Genomic DNA, 18,969 nt, shown 5'->3' with positions numbered 1-18,969 from the left:
GTGGTGTCGGGCGGAGCATTCGGGCGCGCCAAGAACGGCCTCGCTGCCGACTGTGTAATCCTGGGGCAATGACGTCCCAGCGGCCTTCGCGCGGCACCGGTCGCGTCCCGGTGCTGCGGGACGAGTGGCGCGAACCGCTACGGGCGCTGCGTGACCCGATCGCCCGCGACGGCGGACGGAGCAGGGCCGACCGGGAGCGGCCGCGCCAGTGGCGCAAACAGACATGGCTGGGACGGTTCGTATCCACCTACGGCTGGCGCGCATACGCGCTGCCGGTGTTGGCGGTGCTCACCGCGGTGGTCATCTATCAGACGGTGACGGGCACCAGCGCGGTGAAGCCGACGGCGAACCAGCCCATCCAGAGTCCGCAAGCGATGGACGCCGTGGGCACCTCGATCATCGACGCGCCACCGCGCGGGCTGGCGGCGTTCGACGCCAACCTGCCGGCGGGGACGCTGCCGGACGGCGGCCCGTTCACCGAGGCGGGCGAGAAGACCTGGCACGTGGTGCCCGGCACGACGCCGCAGATCGGTCAGGGCACCGTACGGGTGTTTCACTACACCGTCGAGGTGGAGGATGGTATCGACCCCACGATGATCGGCGGCGACGAGGCGTTCGCGCAGATGGTCGACCAGACGCTGGCCAACCCCAAGGGCTGGACGCACAACCCGCAGTTCGCGTTCGTCAGGATCGACGGAACCAATGGGGGCAAGCCCGACTTCCGCATCTCCCTGGTGTCGCCGGTGACGGTCCGCGAGGGGTGCGGCTACGAGTTCCGGCTCGAGACCTCCTGCTACAACCCGTCGTTCGGCAAGGACCGGCAGTCGCGGGTCTTCATCAACGAGGCGCGCTGGGTGCGCGGGGCGGTCCCGTTCGAGGGGGACATCGGCTCCTATCGCCAGTACGTGATCAACCACGAGGTCGGCCACGCCATCGGGTACGTGCGTCACGAGCCGTGTGAGCAGCAGGGCGCTTTGGCGCCGGTGATGATGCAGCAGACCTTCTCCACGTCGAACAACGATGCCGCCCAATTCGACCCGGATTTCGTCAAGGCCGACGGGAAGACCTGCCGATTCAATCCGTGGCCGTTCCCGATCGCTTAGCCGGCCCCTAGCCGCGAAGCGTCACGCCGGCGTGACGGTCGGCGTTCGGAGTCACGCCAACGTGACGCTCGGCAGGTTGAATTCATTGCCGTCCACTTCGGCGGCTGCTGTGATGGTGGTGGACAACCGCAACGCGAGACCGAGGAGGAGTGGGTGCCGACACCGCAGACAGCACTGCCGCCTCTCGTGGAGCCGGCAGACGAGCTGACCCGCGATGAGGTCGCCCGCTACAGCCGCCATCTGATCATTCCCGACCTGGGCGTCGACGGGCAGAAGCGGCTCAAGAACGCGAAGGTGCTGGTGATCGGCGCGGGCGGGCTCGGCGCGCCGACGCTGCTGTACCTGGCCGCGGCCGGCGTCGGCACGATCGGCATCGTCGACTTCGACGTCGTCGACGACTCCAACCTGCAGCGCCAGATCATCCACGGCGTGGCCGACGTCGGGCGCTCCAAGGCGCAGTCGGCGCGCGAGTCGATCGCCGCGATCAACCCATCGGTCCGGGTGCGTCTGCACGAGGTCCGGCTCGACGCGAGCAACGCCGTCGACCTGTTCTCGCAGTACGACCTGATCCTGGACGGCACCGACAACTTCGCCACCCGGTATCTGGTCAACGACGCCGCCGTGCTGGCCGGCAAGCCGTACGTGTGGGGATCGATCTACCGATTCGAGGGGCAGGTCTCGGTGTTCTGGGAGGATGCGCCGGGCGGGCGGGGCCTCAACTACCGCGACCTCTACCCGGAGCCGCCGCCACCAGGCACGGTGCCGTCGTGCGCCGAAGGCGGTGTGCTGGGCATCGTCTGCGCCTCCGTCGCGTCGGTGATGGGCACCGAGGCCATCAAACTCATCACCGGGATCGGCGAGTCGCTGCTGGGCCGGTTGATGATCTACGACGCCCTGGAGATGTCCTATCGCACCATCACGATCCGCAGGGACCCCGACGACGCCTTCCGTCCGAAGATCACCGAGCTGATCGACTACGAGCAGTACTGCGGTGTGGCATCCGATGATGCCGGCCCGGTGCTCACCGGCTCCACGATCACCCCGCGGGAGTTGCGCGAATTACTGGATTCGGGAAAGAAACTGGCGTTGATCGACGTTCGTGAACGCGCGGAATGGGACATCGTGCACATCGACGGGGCCCAGCTGATCCCGCAGTCGTCGATCAACTCCGGTGAGGGTCTGGCAAAGCTGCCGCAGGACCGCACGCCCGTGCTGTACTGCAAGACGGGGGTGCGCTCGGCCGAGGCGCTGGTGGCGGTGCGCAAGGCCGGGTTCCCCGACGCGGTGCACCTGCAGGGCGGCATCGTGGCGTGGGCGCAGCAGATGCAACCCGACATGGTGATGTACTGACCCGATAGGGCAGGTGACCTCGTCTAGGCTACCCGTGTGAATGTCGAACCGCCGCCGGAGCACGTGCTGGCGGCGTTTGGTTTGACCGGTGTCAAGCCCGTCTATCTGGGGGCTAGCTGGGAAGGCGGCTGGCGCTGCGGTGAGGTCGTCCTGTCGTTGGTGGCCGATCACGCCCGGGCGGCCTGGTCGGCCCGGGTGCGGGAGACGCTGTTCGTCGACGGTGTTCGGCTGGCCCGCCCGGTCCGCTCGACGGACGGGCGATACGTGGTTTCGGGATGGCGGGCGGATACCTTCGTCGCCGGCACGCCCGAACCGCGGCATGACGAGGTCGTCTCCGCGGCGGTGCGCCTGCACGAGGCGACCGGCAAACTGGAACGGCCCCGATTTCTGACCCAGGGCCCCACCGCGCCGTGGGGCGACGTGGACATCTTCATCGCCGCCGACCGCGCCGCCTGGGAGGAACGGCCGTTGGCCTCGGTGCCCCCTGGCGCCCGGACGGCACCGCCGACGGCCGACGCCGAGCGGTCGGTGGAGCTGATCAACCAGCTGGCCACCCTGCGCCGGCCGACCAAGAGCCCGAACCAGCTGGTGCACGGAGATCTTTACGGGACAGTGCTTTTCATCGGCACCGCCGCCCCGGGCATCACCGACATCACCCCGTACTGGCGGCCCGCGTCGTGGGCGGCCGGTGTGGTCGTCGTGGACGCGCTGTCCTGGGGCGAGGCCGACGACGGACTCATCGAACGTTGGAACGCGCTGCCCGAGTGGCCGCAGATGTTGTTGCGCGCCTTGATGTTTCGTCTAGCGGTTCATGCGTTGCACCCACGGTCCACCGCCGAGGCGTTCCCCGGGCTGGCCCGCACCGCGGCGCTGGTGCGACTGGTGCTCTAGCGCTCGAAGTCGAAACGAACCTCGCGCAACGCGATCCGGCCGTCGGTGGCCAGGACTCCCTCGGCCCGCAGCAGCTCCAGCTGCCGGGTGGTCAGATGAGCCGCCGGGCGCCCCGAGGCGGTGATCACCCGGTGCCACGGCAGGTCCGAGGAGTCGGTCCGCATGATCCAACCGACGATGCGCGGGCTGGAAAGCCCTGCGACGTCGGCGATGTCGCCGTAGGTGGCGACCCTGCCGGGCGGGATCGCCGCGACCAGCGTGCGCACCCGCTCGACCTGGTCGTCGGTCACCGGCGCCACGATCAGCGGGCTTCCAGCAGCTCGCGCGTCAGCGCGGCGACCTCCGCGGGCGCGGCGTAGGGCACCATGTGGTTGCAATCGAAATCCAGTAGCCGGAAATCGGATCCCAGCCGGTCCCGTAGCCCGGCGATGAGGTCCTCGCCGACGTACGGCGGCGAGGTGCGCTTGGCCCGGACCAGGAACGTCGGCGTCCCGGCCGGCGGGAACACGATGTCACGGGCCAGCTCGCTCCAGTAGGACATCATCGCCGGCAGGCTCACCCGCCAGCCGTAGCGGCCGCCCGGCAGCTCGACCAGATGCTCGTCGATCTCGGCATCGAGCAGTGCGGGGGCGACGTCCGACCAGGAGCCGTGCCGCTTTTCCAGGCGCGCTTCCTCGGCGTCGGGGTAGTCGGGCGAGGCCAACATCGCGTCGGCGATCTGGCGCATCCACGCGCCGTCCAATCCGACCGCCGGGTCCAGCAGCAACAGCGCCGCCACCCGGTCCGGCCGCATCGCGGCCAGCTGCATGGCGAGCGCGCCGCCGAAGGAGTGCCCCACCACCAGCACCGGCGCCACGGCCTCGTCGTCGAGCAGCGCGGCCATCGCCGCGACGTTGGCGTCGATGCTCCACGGCGCCGCCCACGACGACCGGCCGTGACCGATCAAATCCGGTGCCGCGAAGGTGATTTCGGGCATTAGCCCGGCCAGCTGCTGCCAGCGCTGCCCGTGACCGGTCAGGCCGTGCAGCGCCAGTACTCGCACCGGACCCGGCAGGCCGTAGCGGTGCACATGGAGATCAGCGGTCACCCGTCGATCGTGCCAGCCGCCGCCACGGCCACTCGCGGTGGGCGGGTCAGCGTTCGTCCCAGTCGTCCTCGGTGGGGACGATGTAGGCCTGCTCGATCACGTCGGCCTCGTTGGCCTCGCGGTCGGCAGCTGTCAGATACTCGGTGTCCAGGCCGACCCCGTCGTCGAAGTCGACGGGTTGCAATTGTTCCGCGGCGTCACCTTCGGGCGCTTCGTCGCTGGGAAAACCGGGTTCGACGTTCGTCACGATCACCTACCTCCTCACCTTTCGTCGAGCTGCTTGCGGCCTCCAGCGTAGGGGTCGGCGGCGGCGCGGGCCGCGCGACTTGTCAGACCCTGCTGATTGCATGCAGCCATGTCGTACATCTGGGACACCGGGGCGCGGGCGCTTCTGGCGCCCGGCGTGCGCGGGCCGGTCCGGGTGGTGGGCGGGCCGGGCACCGGTAAGAGCAGCCTGCTGGTCGAGGCGGCGGTCGCCCGGATCGACGCCGGTCTCGACCCGGAATCGGTTCTGCTGCTTACCGGTTCCGGCCGGCTGGGCATGCAGGCGCGCAGCACCTTGACGACGGCGTTGTTGCGGGCGCGTTCGACCGGGCCCTGCCGGGCCGCCGTCCGCGAACCGTTGGTGCGGACCGTGCACGGCTATGCCTACGCGGTGCTGCGGCGGGCCGCCGAGCGTGCCGGCGACGCGCCCCCGCGGCTGGTCACCAGCGCCGAACAGGACGCGATCATCCGGGAGCTGCTGGCCGGCGACCTCGAGGACGGGCCGCGCGCGGCGACGGCGTGGCCCGCCCATCTGCAACCCGCGCTGGCCACCGCGGGCTTCGCCACCGAGCTGCGAAATATGTTGGCGCGCTGCGCCGAACGGGGCGTTGATCCGCAGGAGCTGGAGCGCCTGGGCCGTCGGTGCCGGCGCCCGGAGTGGACGGCCGCCGGCCAGTTCGCCCGCCAATACGAGCAGGTGATGCTGCTGCGGGCGGCGGTCGGGACGGCGGCACCGCAGGCGACGACGCCCGCGTTGGGCGCCGCGGAACTGGTGGGCGCCGCCCTGGAGGCCTTCGCGGTCGATCCCGAGCTGCTGGCCGCCGAGCGGGGCCGGGTGCGGGTCTTGTTGGTCGACGACGCCCAGCAGCTCGACCCGCAGGCAGCCCGCCTGGTCCGGGTGCTGGCGGCGGGCGCCGAGCTGGCCGTGATCGCCGGAGACCCCAATCAGGCGGTGTTCGGCTTCCGGGGCGGCGAATCCGCCGGCCTCTTCGACGGGGATTCGCCGTCGGTGACGTTGACGGTCTCGCACCGCTGCGCCCCGGCGGTGGCGCGCGCCGTCAGCGGCATCGCGCACCGGCTGCCCGGCGGCAGCGGCGGCAAGCGGATCGAGGGCAGCGGGCCCGAGGAGGGCTCGGTCACGGTGCGCCTGGCGGCGTCGGCGCACGCGGAGGCGGCGATGATCGCCGACGCCCTTCGGCGTGCGCACCTGGTCGACGGGGTGCCGTGGTCGCAGATGGCGGTCGTCGTCCGGTCGGTGCCACGGGCGGGCGCGCGGTTGCCCCGCGCGCTGGCCGCCGCCGGGGTGCCGGTGGCCGCGCCCGCGACCAGCGGACCGCTGTCCGACGAGCCGGCGGTCCGGGCGCTGCTCACCGTCCTGGCGGCCACCGCCGACGGGCTCGACGGCGAACGGGCCCTGGCGCTGCTGACCGGTCCCATCGGTCGGGTCGACCCGGTTTCGCTGCGCCAGCTGCGCCGAACGCTGCGGCGCGCCAACCCGGGTCGCGCGCCGGGCGATGTCGCGCAGCTGCTGGCCGAGGCGCTGTCCGCCGACCCACCGCCACCGGGCCCGCAGTTCCGCCCGCTGCAGCGGGTGCGCGCGGTGCTGGACGCCGCGGCGCGCTGCCATCGTGCGGGCCAAGACCCGCGCTACACGCTGTGGGCCGCCTGGCACCGGTCCGGCCTGCAGCGTCGTTGGCTGTCGGCCGCCGAGCGCGGCGGCCCCGCCGGCGCCCAGGCCACCCGGGACCTGGAGGCGGTGACCGCGCTGTTCGACATCACCGAGCAGTACGTGTCCCGCACGTCGGGTGCGTCGCTGCGCGGTCTCGTCGAGCACGTCGCCGCGCTGCACCTGCCGAGCGTGAACCAGGATCCGGTGTCACCGGTGGAGCAGGTGCGGGTGCTCAGCGCGCACGCCGCGCTGGGACACGAATGGGACCTGGTGGTCATCGCCGGGCTGCAAGAAGGCTTGTGGCCCAACACCGTTCCGCGCGGCGGTGTGCTGGGCACCCAGCGGTTGCTGGACGTGCTCGACGGCGTCACCGAGGACGCGTCGGTGCGGGCGCCGCTGCTGGCCGAGGAGCGACGGCTGCTGGTGGCGGCGATGGGCCGGGCCCGCCGCCGGTTGCTGGTGACCGCCGTGGACGGCGACACGGGCGGCGGGGACAACGAGGCCGCGCTGCCGTCGTCGTTCTGCTACGAACTCGCCCAGTGGACCGATGGCGGCGGCGATCTCGCTGCCGCGCAACCCATCTCGGCGCCCCGGGTGCTGTCGGCCACCGCGCTGGTCGGCCGGTTGCGCGGCGTGGTGTGCGCGCCCGACGGCACGGTCGACGATACCGCCCGCGCTTGTGCCGCAACGCAATTGGCGCGGCTGGCCCGCGCCGGCGTCCCGGGTGCCGATCCGGCCGGCTGGCACGGCCTGATCCCGGTCAGCACCAGCGAACCCCTGCGCGGCGACGACGATGCCGTCACCCTGACCCCGTCGACCCTGCAGATGCTCAACGACTGCCCGCTGCGCTGGCTGGCCGAACGGCACGGTGGCACCAACCCGCGCGACCTGCGCTCCACCGTCGGGTCGGTGCTGCACGCCCTGATCGCCGAACCGCAGCGCAGCGAATCCGAATTGCTGGCCGAGCTGGACCGGGCCTGGCGGCATCTGCCCTTCGAGGCGCAGTGGCATTCGGCCAACGAACTGGCGCGGCATCGCGCGATGATCGAGGCCTTCGTCGAGTGGCGGGCCCAGACCCGGGGCGCGCTGACCGAGGTCGGCGTCGAGGTCGAGATCGACGGCACCCTGACAACATCCGGCGACGGTGCCCCTCGAGGCGGCGAGATCCGGCTGTGCGGCAGGGTCGACCGGTTGGAGCGCGATGCCGCCGGCCGGCTGGTGATCGTCGACATCAAGACCGGCAAAACGCCGGTCAGCAAGGACGATGCCCAACAGCACGCCCAGCTGGCGATGTATCAGCTGGCGGTGGCCGAGGGCATGGTCGCCGCCGGGTCGGAGCCCGGCGGGGCGCGGCTGGTCTACCTGGGCAAGTCCGGGGCCTCGGGCGCCACCGAACGCGAGCAGGATCCGCTGACACCGGCCGCCCGCGACGAGTGGCGCCGGCTGGTCCGGCGCGCCGCCGAGGCGACCGCCGGGCCCCGGTTCATCGCCCGGCGCAACGATGGCTGCTCGCACTGCCCGCTGCGGCCCTCGTGTCCGGCGCACGCCGACGGGGCGGCGCAGTGAACCCGCGCTACAGCCCGGCCGAATTGGCCGGTGCGCTCGGGCTTTTCCCGCCCACCGACGAGCAGTCCGCCGTCATCGCGGCACCGCCCGGGCCGCTTGTCGTCATCGCCGGCGCCGGCGCCGGCAAGACCGAGACCATGGCCGCCCGCGTGGTGTGGCTCGTCGCCAACGGCTACGCCGAACCCGGCCAGGTGCTCGGGCTGACGTTCACCCGCAAGGCCGCCGGCCAGCTGCTGCGCCGCGTGCGGTCCCGGCTCGCCAGGCTGGCCGGCGTCGGCCTGGGTCCCGACGGCCCGGCTCCCGCGGAGCCGGCGGCCGCGCCGACGGTCAGCACCTACCACGCGTTCGCCGGTTCGCTGATCCGCGACTACGGGCTGTTGCTGCCCATCGAGCCCGACACCCGGCTGCTCGGCGAGACCGAGCTGTGGCAGCTGGCCTTCGACGTGGTCAGCGGGTACCGGGGCGAGCTGCGCACCGACAAGACCCCCGCCGCGGTCACGTCGATGGTGCTGCGGCTGTGGGGTCAGCTGGCCGAACACCTGGTGGACACCCGCCAGCTCAGCGATACCCATGTGGAGCTGGAGCGGCTGATCCACGCGCTGCCGCCGGGCCCCTATCAGCGCGACCGCGGCCCCAGCCAGTGGTTGCTGCGGCTGCTGGCCACCCAGACCCAGCGCGCCGAGCTGGTTCCGCTGCTCGACGCGCTGAACGAGCGCATGCGTGCCGCTAAGACGATGGACTTCGGCGTGCAGATGGCCTGCGCGGCGCGGCTGGCGGCGAATTTCCCGCAGGTCGGCGCCGACCTGCGCGGCCGCTACCGGGTGGTGCTGCTCGACGAGTACCAGGACACCGGGCACGCCCAGCGGGTCGCGCTGTCGGGCTTGTTCGGCGGTGGCGTCGACGACGGGTTGGCCCTGACCGCCGTCGGCGACCCGATTCAGTCGATCTACGGCTGGCGCGGCGCCTCGGCGACCAATCTCCCGCGCTTCACCACCGACTTCCCCCTCTCCGACGGCACCCCCGCGCCGGTCCTGGAGCTGCGGACCAGCTGGCGCAACCCGCCGCGGACCCTGCAACTGGCCAACGCGATCTCGGCGGAGGCACGCCGCCGGTCGGTCGCGGTGCACGCGCTGCGGCCGCGCCCGGACGCCCCGCCCGGAACGGTCCGCTGCGCGCTGCTTCCCGATGTGCACGCCGAACGCGAGTGGATCGCCGACGAGCTCGCCGCGCGGTACCGGGCGGCCGGGGACGACGGGGCGAGCCCGCCGACCGCCGCGGTTCTGGTGCGCCGCAACGCCGACGCCGCCCCCATCGCCGACGCCCTGCGCGCCCGTGGAGTCCCGGTCGAGGTCGTCGGATTGGCGGGGCTGCTGTCCATCCCCGAGGTTGCCGACGTCGTGGCCATGCTGCGGCTCGTCGCCGACCCGACCGCGGGCGCGGCGGCGATGCGGGTGCTCACGGGTCCGCGCTGGCGCCTCGGGGGCCGGGACATCGCCGCGCTCTGGCGGCGCGCCCGGAAACTCGGCGAAGGGCTGGGCGCCGGCGGGGCATCCGCGCCCGAGGCGATCGCGATGTCCGCCGGCCCGGACGCCGACACGGCGTGCCTGGCCGACGCCATCGCCGATCCCGGCCCGCCCGAAGGGTATTCGGCCGCGGGATATCAGCGCATCGCCGCACTGGCCGGCGAACTGCGTGCCCTGCGCGGCCACCTGGACCATTCCCTGCCGGACCTGGTCGCCGAGGTGCGCCGCGTGCTGGGTGTCGACTGCGAGGTCCGCGCCGCGGCGGGAGCGGACGTGGGCTGGGCCGGCACCGAACACCTCGACGCGTTCGCCGACGTCGTCGCCGGATACGCCGAACAAGCCGACGCCGCCGGCGCGCCGGACCGTCGCAGCGCGGCATCGGTGTCGGGCCTGCTGGCCTTCCTGGACGTGGCGGAGTCCGTCGAGAACGGTTTGCCGCCTGCCCCATTGGTGGCCGCGCGCGACCGCGTCCAGGTGCTCACGGTGCACTCCGCGAAGGGGTTGGAGTGGCAGGTCGTGGCGGTGGCACACCTGTCGGGCGGAATCTTCCCCTCGAGCGCGTCCAGGAGCAGCTGGCTCACCGACGCGGCCGAGCTGCCGCCGCTGCTGCGGGGCGACCGTGCCTCGGCGGGCGCGCTGGGCATCCCGGTGCTGGACACCTCTGACGTCACGAATCGAAAGCAGTTGTCCGACAAGATCTCCGGCCATCGTCGCCAGCTCGATCAGCGGCGCGTCGACGAGGAACGCCGGCTGCTGTATGTCGCCGTCACCCGGGCCGAGGACACCCTGCTGGTATCGGGTCATCACTGGGGGGCCTCCGGCATCAAACCGCGCGGCCCCTCGGATTTCCTGTGCGAGGTCAAGGAGGTCATCGACCGTTCGGCCGCGGCCGGGGCGCCCTGCGGGGTGGTGGATCAGTGGGCGCCCGCGCCGGCGGACGGCGATCGTAACCCGTTGCGTGACAACATCGTCGAGGCGTTCTGGCCGGCCGAACCGTTGGCCCGGCGCGGTGACGTCGAGCGCGGCGCCGCGTTGGTGACCCGGGCGATGTCGGGCGGCACCGGTGGGGAAGGTGCCGACATCGAGGGGTGGGCGGCCGACGTCGACGCGTTACTTGCCGAGCGGGCGCGGTTGGTCGAACCGCCCACCGGCGCGCTGCCGAGTCAGTTGTCGGTCAGCGGCCTGGTGGAGCTGGCGCGAGATCCCGCGGGCGCCGCACAGCGGCTCAGGCATCGGCTGCCGACCAGGCCTGACCCGAATGCGTTGCTGGGCAACGCCTTTCACGCCTGGGTCCAGCGGTTCTACGGCGCCGAGTGTCTCTTCGATCTCGCGGACCTGCCGGGTGCGGCGGACTCCGACGTCGGCGACACCCGGGAACTGGCCGCGTTGCAGGCCGCATTCACCGAATCGCCCTGGGCGACCCGCACTCCCATCGCCGTCGAGGTGCCGTTCGAGATGTCCATCGGCGACACCCTGGTGCGCGGCCGAATCGACGCGGTGTTCGCCGACCCCGACGGGGGCGCGACGGTCGTGGACTGGAAGACGGGCGAACCACCGCACGGGCGGGAAGCCATGCGCCAGGCCGCCGTCCAGCTCGCCGTCTACCGCCTGGCGTGGGCCGCCCTGGCCGGTGTTCCGGAATCGTCGGTGCGGACGGCCTTCTATTACGTCCGCGCCCGCACCACGGTGGCTCCCGACGATCTGCCCGCCCCCGCTGAACTGGCCGGGTTGCTGGCCGAGCCCGCCGCCGGCTGACTTCGCGCTGCCCGGGTACCGCGGTGGCGATCGTGGTTACATTGAGTCGTGCATGACTCCTGCGCTGGCGTTGAGCCCATAACGGACCGCCGTGCGCAACGGTAGGTCCCGGCAACTGACCGGTCTGGATGAAGCGCTGACCGCGCAGCGAGGCCACCAGTTGGTGGGCGTGGTGCGCATCCCCGAGGATCACGCCAGCCCCATCCGCGTCATCACCCGCCGCGTGGTCATCGCGCTGGTGGTGTTGTTCGCCGCGGCCGTCATCGTCTATCTGGACCGCAACGGGTACCGCGACGTCCGCGGCCAGCCGCTGACCTTCCTCGACGCCATGTACTTCTCCGCGGTGTCACTGTCGACGACCGGTTACGGCGACATCACCCCGTACACCGAGACCGCGCGTTTGGTTCACACCCTGATTTTTACCGCGCTTCGGATCGCGTTCCTGGCCGTGTTGGTCGGCACAACCCTCGAAGTCCTCTCCGAGCGGTCCCGCCAAGGGTGGAAGATTCAGCGTTGGAGGAGCAGAGTGCGCAACCACACGATCGTGATCGGCTACGGCACCAAGGGCAAAACGGCCGTCGCCGCGATCCTCGGCGACGAGGCCGCCCAGGGGGAGGTCGTCGTCGTCGACACGGACCGCACCACCCTCGAGCACGCCGCCGGCGCGGGGCTGGTCACCGTGCACGGCGACGCCACCAAGGCCGACGTGCTGCGGCTGGCCGGGGCGCAACATGCGGCCTCGATCATCGTCGCCACCAGCCGCGACGACACCGCGGTGCTGGTCACTCTGACCGCGCGGGAGCTCGCGCCCAACGCCAAGATCGTGGCGTCGATCCGGGAGGCCGAAAACCAGCACCTGCTGCAGCAATCGGGAGCGGACTCGGTGGTGGTCTCCTCGGCGACCGCCGGGCGGCTGCTCGGGCTTGCCACCACCACACCGAGCGTCGTGGAGATGATCGAGGACCTGCTGACACCCGACTTCGGGCTGGCCATCGCCGAGCGCGAGGTGGAGCCGACCGAGGTCGGCGGTTCCCCACGGCATCTGCGCGACATCGTGCTGGGTGTGGTGCGCGACGGCCACCTGCTGCGCATCGGCGCGCCCGAGGTGGACGCCGTCGAGGCCAACGACCGGCTGCTGTACATCCGGCAGGCCGGGCACTAGTGGCGATCGCGGATTTCCAGCTGCGGAACGTTCCGCTGCTGTCGCGGGTCGGCGCCGACCGGGCCGACCAGCTGCGCACCGACGTCGAAGCGGCCACCGCGGGGTGGGCGGACGCGGCGCTGCTGCGGGTTGACTCGCGCAGTCAGGTGCTCATCGCCGACGGCCGGGTGGTGCTGGGCGCCGCGGCCAAGCTGGCCGACAAGCCGCCACCGGAAGCGGTGTTCCTCGGCCGCCTCGACGACGGCCGCCACGTGTGGGCCATCCGCGGCGCGCTCGAGGCGCCGGAGGACCCGGGGGTGCGCGCCGAGGTGGTGAACCTGCGCGGCCTCGGCTCGATCCTCGACGACACCAGCAGTCAGCTGGTGTCGTGCGCCGTCGCGCTGCTCAATTGGCATGACAGCGCCCGGTTCAGCTCGGTGGACGGCTCGCCGACGAGGCCGGCCCGGGCGGGCTGGGCGCGGGTCAACCCGGTCACCGGCCATGAGGAGTTCCCGCGCATCGACCCGGCGGTGATCTGCCTGGTCCACGACGGCGGCGACCGTGCGGTGCTGGCTCGCCAGGCGGTGTGGCCGGAGCGGATGTTCTCGCTGCTGGCCGGATTCGTCGAGGCTGGTGAATCGTTCGAAGGCTGCGTCGCTCGTGAGATCCGCGAGGAAATCGGCCTCACGGTGCGCGACGTGCGCTACCTGGGCAGCCAGCCGTGGCCGTTCCCGCGCTCGCTCATGGTCGGCTTCCACGCGGTCGCGGATCCCGGCGAGGACTTCTCGTTCAACGACGGGGAGATCGCCGAGGCGGCGTGGTTCACCCGCGACGAGGTGCGCACGGCGCTTGCGGCAGCGGACTGGTCCAGCTCGGCGGACTCGAAACTGCTGCTGCCCGGGTCGATCTCGATCGCCCGCGTGATCATCGAATCCTGGGCGGCATTCGACTGAGCCGGCGTGCGCCCGCCCGGCGCCCTAGGCGCCGGCTTCGGCCAGCTTGGCCTTGACCTCGGCCGCGCTCGGGTTGGTGAGCGTGGACCCGTCGGCGAACTTCACCGTCGGAACCGTCCTGTTGCCGCCGTTCACCGAGCCGACGAACTCCGCCGCGGCGGGATCGTCTTCGATGTCGACCGCCTCATAGGGGATTCCGTTGGACTTCAACACGGTCATGAGGCGGTGGCAGTAGCCACACCATGAGGTCGTGTAGACGGTGAGCGGGGCATTGGTCATAGCTGGTTAACGTAGCCCGGAGACAACATGTTCCGCGCCGCGGCCGCGGCACACCGATACCGGCGAGTTGCGGCGACTCGCCGACGCGCACCATGCGGGGCCACGGTTTGTCGGCAACCGCTGCCAAGATGGACGCCATGCCGATGGTCGCCGACGCTTTGACCGCCGGACTGGACGACGAGCAGCGCGAGGCCGTGCTGGCTCCGCGCGGACCGGTCTGCGTGCTCGCGGGCGCCGGGACGGGCAAGACCCGCACCATCACCCACCGAATCGCGCAGCTGGTGGCGAACGGTCACGTGGCGGCCGGGCAGGTGCTGGCGGTCACCTTCACCCAGCGGGCGGCGGGGGAGATGCGTTCCCGGTTGCGGACGCTGGACGCCTCCGCGGGCACCGACACCGGCGTCGGCGGGGTGCAGGCGCTGACGTTTCACGCCGCGGCGCACCGGCAGCTGCGGTATTTCTGGCCGCGGGTGGTCGGCGACACCGGCTGGCAGCTGCTGGACACCAAGTTCGCCGTCGTGGCGCGGGCGGCCAGCCGCTCCCGGATCAACGCCAGCACCGATGACGTCCGCGACCTGGCGGGCGAGATCGAGTGGGCCAAGGCGTCGCTGATCGGCCCCGAGGATTACCCGGCCGCCGTGGCCGAGGCGGGGCGGGACATCCCGCTGGACGCCGCCCGGGTCGCGACCGTGTACGCCGCCTACGAGGCGCTCAAGGTCCGCGACGAGTCGGTGACACTGCTCGATTTCGACGACCTGCTGCTGCACACCGCGGCCGCGATCGAAAACGACGCCGCCGTGGCCGACGAATTCCGGGGCCGCTACCGCTGCTTCGTCGTCGACGAATACCAGGACGTCACGCCCCTGCAGCAGCGGGTGCTGACGGCGTGGCTGGGCGACCGGGACGACCTGACTGTCGTCGGCGACGCCAACCAGACCATCTACTCGTTCACCGGGGCCTCACCGCGGTTCCTGCTCGACTTTTCGCGGCGGTATCCCGACGCGACAGTTGTTCGCCTCGAGCGCGACTACCGCTCGACCCCGCAGGTGGTGTCGCTGGCGAACCAGGTGATCGCCGCGGCCCGCGGCCGGGTCGCCGGCAGCAAGCTGCACCTGTCCGGGCAGCGTCCGCCGGGCCCGGCGCCGTCCTTCCACGAGTATTCCGACGAACCGGCCGAGGCGGCCGCGGTCGCCACCTCGATCGCCCGGCTGATCGAGGCGGGCACGCCGCCGTCGGAGATCGCCGTGCTGTACCGGGTCAACGCGCAGTCCGAGGCCTACGAGGAGGCGCTGACCGAGGCCGCCATCCCCTATCAGGTCCGCGGCGGCGAGGGGTTCTTCACCCGGCAGGAGATCAAGCAGGCGTTGTTGGCCCTGCAACGGGCCGCCGAGCGCGGCGCCGAGGGTCCGCTGCCTGCGGTCGTGCGGGCGGTCCTGGAGCCCCTCGGGCTGACGGCCGAGCCGCCCGTCGGCACCCGCGCCCGGGAGCGTTGGGAGGCGCTGACCGCGCTGGCCGAGCTGGTCGACGACGAGGTGGCCCAGCGCCCGCAGCTGGAACTCCCGGGCCTGCTGGCCGAACTCCGGCTGCGCGCCGACGCGCGGCACCCACCCGTGGTGCAGGGCGTCACGCTGGCCTCGCTGCACGCCGCCAAGGGCCTGGAGTGGGACGCGGTGTTCTTGGTCGGGCTGGCCGACGGCACGCTGCCCATCTCGCACGCGCTGGCGCACGGCCCCGAAAGCGAGGCCGTCGAGGAGGAGCGCCGGCTGCTCTATGTCGGAATCACCAGGGCGCGAATTCATTTGGCGCTCAGCTGGGCGCTGGCTCGCAGCCCCGGCGGGCGGCAGGGTCGCAGGCCCTCGCGGTTCCTCAACGGCATCGCACCGCAGGCCCGCGCCGACGCCGCCCCGGGCAAGGCCCGGCGCAACCGCGGCGCCCCGGCGCGTTGCCGGATCTGCAACAAGGACCTGTCCACCTCCGCGGCGGTCATGCTGCGGCGCTGCGAAACGTGCGCCGCCGACGTCGACGAAGAGCTGCTGCTGCGGCTCAAGGCGTGGCGGCTGGACGTCGCCAAGGAACAGAACGTGCCCGCGTATGTCGTCTTCACCGACAACACGCTGATCGCGATCGCCGAGCTGCGCCCCGGCGACGAGGACGCGCTGATCGCGATCCCCGGCATCGGCGCGCGCAAGCTCGAACAGTACGGGCCTGACGTGCTGGGGTTGGTGCATGCTGACCGCTGAAGGCGCAGGTCAGAAAATCGGTTGTGGTGCGGGGCGGGGACCGTTTACCCTCGAAACCGCGTTCCGGCGCTACGAAAGGAGGGTGGCCACGATGATCAGCGACGCGTTCGGTGTGGGCGTGGCCGCCGCGGCGGCCGTGCTGAAGCACGCCGCCGACACCGCCGCGCCGGCGGCCGCGCTCAAGCATCGCGCCGCCGCCGCGACGAACGCGTCCGCGCGACTCGAGGTCCACCGAATGGCCACGTAACTCCCCGGTTTTCACCGAATGGCCACGGACCCGAAGTCAAGGATCCGTGGCCACAGTTTTAGGGGCAACGTTTTTCCAAGCCCGCTACCTGGTCCGGATCACCAAAAGGAAGCCCCGACCAGGAAGCAGGTGAGCAGGACATGTCGGCTCTGACAGTCCCCAGACAGTCGTCGCGGGTATTGCCGTGTCACACCGGCGATCCCGACCTTTGGTTCGCCGAGACCCCGGCCGACCTCGAGCGCGCCAAGGCGCTCTGCGTGGGCTGCCCGATTCGGCGCCAGTGCCTGGCGTCTGCGCTGGAGCGGGCCGAGCCCTGGGGTGTGTGGGGCGGCGAGATCATCGACCGGGGCTCGATCCTGGGCTTCAAACGACCGCGCGGACGTCCCCGCAAAGAGGGGGTCGCGGCCTAGACGACCGCGCTGTCGGGCTCGGCGAAGCCCGGGATCAGCTCCTCGGACAGCCGCTTGATCGGCACCCGCGCGTCCAGCTGGCACAGAATCGCGGCCACGGATGCGATGACGCGCATCGGAATGGCCAGCTTGGGCGGCAGGTCCATCTGCCGGGCCGTCTTGATCTGCGACACCGACCGGTCGATCTGGCCGACCGTCATGCGCTGCAGCCACTTGCGCGTGTAGTGGAAGACGTCGACCTCGATGGGCTCTACGTACTGGCGCAGCATCTCGTCGATGTCGCGCACCGACACCTGCTGGCCCTTCTGGATGAAGCCGACCTTCTCCATCGTCGGCAACAGCAGGTCGTAGTTCTTGTCGCGGGCCAACCGGATCGTCATCCCGAGCTCGATGGGGTAGCCGCCGGGCAGGGGCGCGACGGCGCCGAAGTCGATGACGCCCATCCGGTCGTCGGGGAGCAGCATGAAGTTCCCCGGGTGGGCGTCGCCGTGCAGCATTCCCAGCCGGCGCGGCGCGTCGAAGGTGAGCTCGAGCAGCCGGGTGCCGATCAGGTCGCGCTGCTCACGCGTCCCGTTGCGGATGATCTCCGCCAACGGCAACCCCTCGATCCACTCCTGCACCACGACCTTTGGGGCGCTGGCCACGACGTGCGGTATGACGAAGTGCGGGTGGCCCTCGTAGGCCTTGGCGAAGGCGCGTTGGTTGTCGGCCTCCAGCCGGTAGTCGAGCTCCATCTCGGTGCGCTCGATCAGCTCGTCGACGATGCCCTGGACGTCGGCGCCGGGGGCGAGCTGTTTGACCACGCCGACCAGACGCTGCATGGTTTTCAGGTCGGCGCGCAGCGCCTCGTCCGCGCCCGGGTACTGGATCTTGACGGCCACCAAGCGCCCGTCGGCCCAGACCGCCTTGTGCACCTGGCCGATGCTGGCCGAGGCAATCGGTTTGTCGTCGAACGAACTGAACCGCTCGCGCCACTTGGTGCCCAGCTGGGCGTCGAGCACCCGGTGCACCTTGTGGGCGGGCAGCGGCGGGGCGTCCTTCTGCAGCTTGGTCAACGCCTCGCGGTAGGGCTCGCCGTACTCGTCCGGGATGGCGGCCTCCATCACCGACAGGGCCTGGCCCACCTTCATCGCTCCGCCCTTGAGCTCGCCCAGAACGGTGAACAGCTGGTTGGCGGCTTTCTCCATCAGCTCGGCCTGGACTTCGTCCCTCGACTTGCCGGTCAGCCGCTTACCGAAGCCGAGCGCCGCCCGGCCGGCGAAGCCGACCGGGATGCTGGCCAGCTTCGCGTTCCGCGCCGCGCGGCCGCGTTTGATGTCTGCCACGTATCCATCATCCATGACGGCCGACGCGGCTCGCGCTTGATCTTCACAACACTTCGTCGGCCGCACGGCTGGAGGCGCGGGCCCTAGGTTGTGCCTTGCGGGTCGCAGTCGGCGACCCGTCGTAGGACGCATCCGAAGGGCGGTATCGACCAGGCCATGGCAGCAAAGCAATCGCAGCACGACGCCGCTGACTCCTTGTTCAGGGCGATCATCGAAACGCTGGACAAACATCGAACCGACCGCACCTTGACCGCGGAGATCCTGCAGCAGCTCGCGACCGCATACGAGGCGGTGTCGACGGACGTTCCGGACCAGGGCCGGCTGGGCTAGCAGCCCGGTTCAGCACTGGCACAACGGATGTCGGGTCCATCGCCGCACGACGATCGCGCCGGCGTTGAGATCGAATTCCAGCGTGGCGTTCAGCGTCTGGGGCGGACCGGGATCGGGCACCGCCTCCTGCCTGCGAACGGCAGCGATCACCCGGTTCACCTGGCTGAGCGCCAGCGCGGCGGTCGCCAGCAACGTGGCCCGGTCGGCGACACCGACGGTTTCCCGCAGCTGCGCCGAGATGGCCGGCCACGCTGCGTCGCGGTCCCGGCGGTGCAGGTCGGCGCAGCCCAGGCAGCTGGTCGTGCCGGGGATGACCAGCGGACCGACCAGCCCGATGCCGTCGCGGACCCGGACCGGCAGGTGGGGGACACCCTGGGTGTGCAGGTTGCGGACCATGCGCGGATCGGCGACCAGGTAGTCGGACAGGACCACCAGGTCGACGGCCGTCGCCGACACCGCGGCGTGCGGTTGGCTGCTGTGGGCGACGCGGGCGCCCGAGCAGCGCAATGCCTCGACGAGCAGCTCGGAGAGCGGTCCGCGGCCGTGGATCCGGATGCCCGGCGCCCGACCGCGGGACTTCGCGCATTCGGTCGCGACGCCCGCGCCGACGAGCTGGGCGACCAGGTGCGTCAGCCCCTCAACGTCCTGCAGGCCGCGGTCGGCGGCCCGGCGCTGTAGCTCCGATAGCGGCGTCGGTGATCGCATGGACCGCAGCAACGCGGCCAGCTCCGGCGGGGCCAGGCCGCCCGGCGGACGCACCAGCACGGCGCGGCGGGGGTCCCAACCGACCTGAACGTCGCCGTCGGGCCGCAGCAACACCGGCATGGCCGGGTCCA

General features: G+C 71.6%; 17 protein-coding genes. 11 read left to right on the top strand and 6 right to left on the bottom strand.

What is annotated here, in order from left to right; translation table 11 throughout:
* The first annotated feature begins 68 nt into the window (after window positions 1-68).
* From A5773_RS17105 to A5773_RS17095, 3 genes are all read left to right on the top strand, one after another.
* A complete protein-coding gene (locus A5773_RS17105; protein WP_156659675.1) occupies window positions 69-1,103 on the top strand; it encodes a DUF3152 domain-containing protein in 1,035 nt (344 codons plus the stop codon).
* Window positions 1,104-1,256: 153 nt separating this feature from the next.
* Complete coding sequence (moeZ, locus tag A5773_RS17100; RefSeq protein WP_067791724.1) at window positions 1,257-2,453, top strand: adenylyltransferase/sulfurtransferase MoeZ; 1,197 nt, start codon at window positions 1,257-1,259, stop codon at window positions 2,451-2,453.
* Window positions 2,454-2,489: 36 nt separating this feature from the next.
* On the top strand, window positions 2,490-3,344 hold the full coding sequence (locus A5773_RS17095; protein WP_066956122.1) for a TIGR02569 family protein: 855 nt from the start codon (window positions 2,490-2,492) through the stop codon (window positions 3,342-3,344).
* On the opposite strand, the gene A5773_RS17090 is transcribed toward A5773_RS17095, so the two are convergent.
* The 3 genes from A5773_RS17090 to A5773_RS17080 are packed head-to-tail and all read right to left on the bottom strand — an operon-like array spanning window position 3,341 to window position 4,678.
* Window positions 3,341-3,643, bottom strand: coding sequence for an MGMT family protein (locus tag A5773_RS17090; RefSeq protein ID WP_066956120.1), 303 nt, complete (start codon window positions 3,641-3,643; stop codon window positions 3,341-3,343). The genes A5773_RS17095 and A5773_RS17090 overlap by 4 nt on opposite strands.
* Window positions 3,644-3,645: 2 nt before the next feature.
* Complete coding sequence (locus A5773_RS17085) at window positions 3,646-4,431, bottom strand: alpha/beta fold hydrolase (RefSeq protein WP_067791723.1); 786 nt, start codon at window positions 4,429-4,431, stop codon at window positions 3,646-3,648.
* A 46-nt stretch (window positions 4,432-4,477) separates the two neighbouring features.
* Window positions 4,478-4,678: a hypothetical protein gene (locus A5773_RS17080; protein WP_067264309.1), complete on the bottom strand. Its 201-nt coding sequence runs from the start codon at window positions 4,676-4,678 to the stop codon at window positions 4,478-4,480.
* Window positions 4,679-4,786: 108 nt separating this feature from the next.
* Between A5773_RS17080 and A5773_RS17075 the strand changes: the two genes are divergently transcribed.
* From A5773_RS17075 to nudC, 4 genes are all read left to right on the top strand, one after another.
* On the top strand, window positions 4,787-7,930 hold the full coding sequence (locus tag A5773_RS17075) for an ATP-dependent DNA helicase (protein WP_067791721.1): 3,144 nt from the start codon (window positions 4,787-4,789) through the stop codon (window positions 7,928-7,930).
* Window positions 7,897-11,208, top strand: coding sequence for an ATP-dependent helicase (locus A5773_RS17070; protein WP_369817366.1), 3,312 nt, complete (start codon window positions 7,897-7,899; stop codon window positions 11,206-11,208). Before A5773_RS17075 ends, A5773_RS17070 begins: the two co-directional genes overlap by 34 nt.
* 91 nt (window positions 11,209-11,299) lie before the next feature.
* Window positions 11,300-12,370 carry a TrkA family potassium uptake protein gene (locus A5773_RS17065; protein WP_067791718.1) on the top strand — a complete coding sequence of 357 codons (1,071 nt, stop codon included), beginning with the start codon at window positions 11,300-11,302 and terminating at the stop codon, window positions 12,368-12,370.
* Complete coding sequence (nudC, locus tag A5773_RS17060; RefSeq protein WP_067791716.1) at window positions 12,370-13,302, top strand: NAD(+) diphosphatase; 933 nt, start codon at window positions 12,370-12,372, stop codon at window positions 13,300-13,302. The genes A5773_RS17065 and nudC overlap by 1 nt, the downstream gene beginning before the upstream one ends.
* Before the next feature lie 24 nt (window positions 13,303-13,326).
* On the opposite strand, the gene mrx1 is transcribed toward nudC, so the two are convergent.
* The gene (gene mrx1, locus A5773_RS17055) at window positions 13,327-13,581 is read right to left on the bottom strand and encodes a mycoredoxin Mrx1 (RefSeq protein WP_066956105.1); all 255 of its coding nucleotides are present in this window, start codon (window positions 13,579-13,581) and stop codon (window positions 13,327-13,329) included.
* Window positions 13,582-13,718: 137 nt separating this feature from the next.
* On the opposite strand from mrx1, the gene A5773_RS17050 reads away from it, so the two are divergent.
* The 3 genes from A5773_RS17050 (at window position 13,719) to A5773_RS17045 (ending at window position 16,478) form a co-directional block, all read left to right on the top strand.
* Window positions 13,719-15,821 (top strand): ATP-dependent DNA helicase UvrD2, encoded by a 2,103-nt coding sequence (locus tag A5773_RS17050; RefSeq protein ID WP_197505441.1) that lies wholly within the window; start codon window positions 13,719-13,721, stop codon window positions 15,819-15,821.
* A gap of 91 nt (window positions 15,822-15,912) precedes the next feature.
* On the top strand, window positions 15,913-16,068 hold the full coding sequence (locus A5773_RS26315; RefSeq protein WP_197507891.1) for a hypothetical protein: 156 nt from the start codon (window positions 15,913-15,915) through the stop codon (window positions 16,066-16,068).
* Between the two features lie 140 nt (window positions 16,069-16,208).
* On the top strand, window positions 16,209-16,478 hold the full coding sequence (locus tag A5773_RS17045; RefSeq protein ID WP_067791714.1) for a WhiB family transcriptional regulator: 270 nt from the start codon (window positions 16,209-16,211) through the stop codon (window positions 16,476-16,478).
* Here A5773_RS17045 and A5773_RS17040 read toward each other — a convergent pair.
* Window positions 16,475-17,818 (bottom strand): AarF/ABC1/UbiB kinase family protein, encoded by a 1,344-nt coding sequence (locus A5773_RS17040; RefSeq protein ID WP_066956101.1) that lies wholly within the window; start codon window positions 17,816-17,818, stop codon window positions 16,475-16,477. The two genes, A5773_RS17045 and A5773_RS17040, sit on opposite strands and share 4 nt — an antisense overlap.
* Window positions 17,819-17,959: 141 nt before the next feature.
* Here A5773_RS17040 and A5773_RS26310 point away from each other — a divergent pair, with 141 nt between their 5' ends.
* Complete coding sequence (locus tag A5773_RS26310) at window positions 17,960-18,133, top strand: hypothetical protein (RefSeq protein WP_197505442.1); 174 nt, start codon at window positions 17,960-17,962, stop codon at window positions 18,131-18,133.
* Window positions 18,134-18,142: 9 nt separating this feature from the next.
* Here A5773_RS26310 and A5773_RS17035 read toward each other — a convergent pair whose 3' ends face one another.
* Window positions 18,143-18,958, bottom strand: coding sequence for a cyclodehydratase (locus A5773_RS17035; RefSeq protein WP_067791816.1), 816 nt, complete (start codon window positions 18,956-18,958; stop codon window positions 18,143-18,145).
* Between the last annotated feature and the right edge of the window lie 11 nt (window positions 18,959-18,969).

This window comes from Mycobacterium sp. 852014-52450_SCH5900713 (assembly GCF_001667075.1).
Taxonomy (GTDB): domain Bacteria; phylum Actinomycetota; class Actinomycetes; order Mycobacteriales; family Mycobacteriaceae; genus Mycobacterium.
The sequence above is the reverse complement of the archived record's forward strand: the minus strand, read 5'-3'. Positions and strand labels throughout refer to the sequence as shown.

Bases quoted from the DNA above. Each gene is read 5' to 3' on its own strand.
- A5773_RS17105 (WP_156659675.1), top strand. From the start codon at position 69: ATGACGTCCCAGCGGCCTTCGCGCGGCACCGGTCGCGTCCCGGTGCTG.
- A5773_RS17075 (WP_067791721.1), top strand. From the start codon at position 4,787: ATGTCGTACATCTGGGACACCGGGGCGCGGGCGCTTCTGGCGCCCGGC.
- mrx1 (WP_066956105.1), bottom strand. From the start codon at position 13,581: ATGACCAATGCCCCGCTCACCGTCTACACGACCTCATGGTGTGGCTAC.
- A5773_RS17050 (WP_197505441.1), top strand. From the start codon at position 13,719: ATGCCGATGGTCGCCGACGCTTTGACCGCCGGACTGGACGACGAGCAG.
- A5773_RS26315 (WP_197507891.1), top strand. From the start codon at position 15,913: ATGATCAGCGACGCGTTCGGTGTGGGCGTGGCCGCCGCGGCGGCCGTG.
- A5773_RS17045 (WP_067791714.1), top strand. From the start codon at position 16,209: ATGTCGGCTCTGACAGTCCCCAGACAGTCGTCGCGGGTATTGCCGTGT.
- A5773_RS17040 (WP_066956101.1), bottom strand. From the start codon at position 17,818: ATGGATGATGGATACGTGGCAGACATCAAACGCGGCCGCGCGGCGCGG.
- A5773_RS26310 (WP_197505442.1), top strand. From the start codon at position 17,960: ATGGCAGCAAAGCAATCGCAGCACGACGCCGCTGACTCCTTGTTCAGG.
- A5773_RS17035 (WP_067791816.1), bottom strand. From the start codon at position 18,958: ATGCCGGTGTTGCTGCGGCCCGACGGCGACGTTCAGGTCGGTTGGGAC.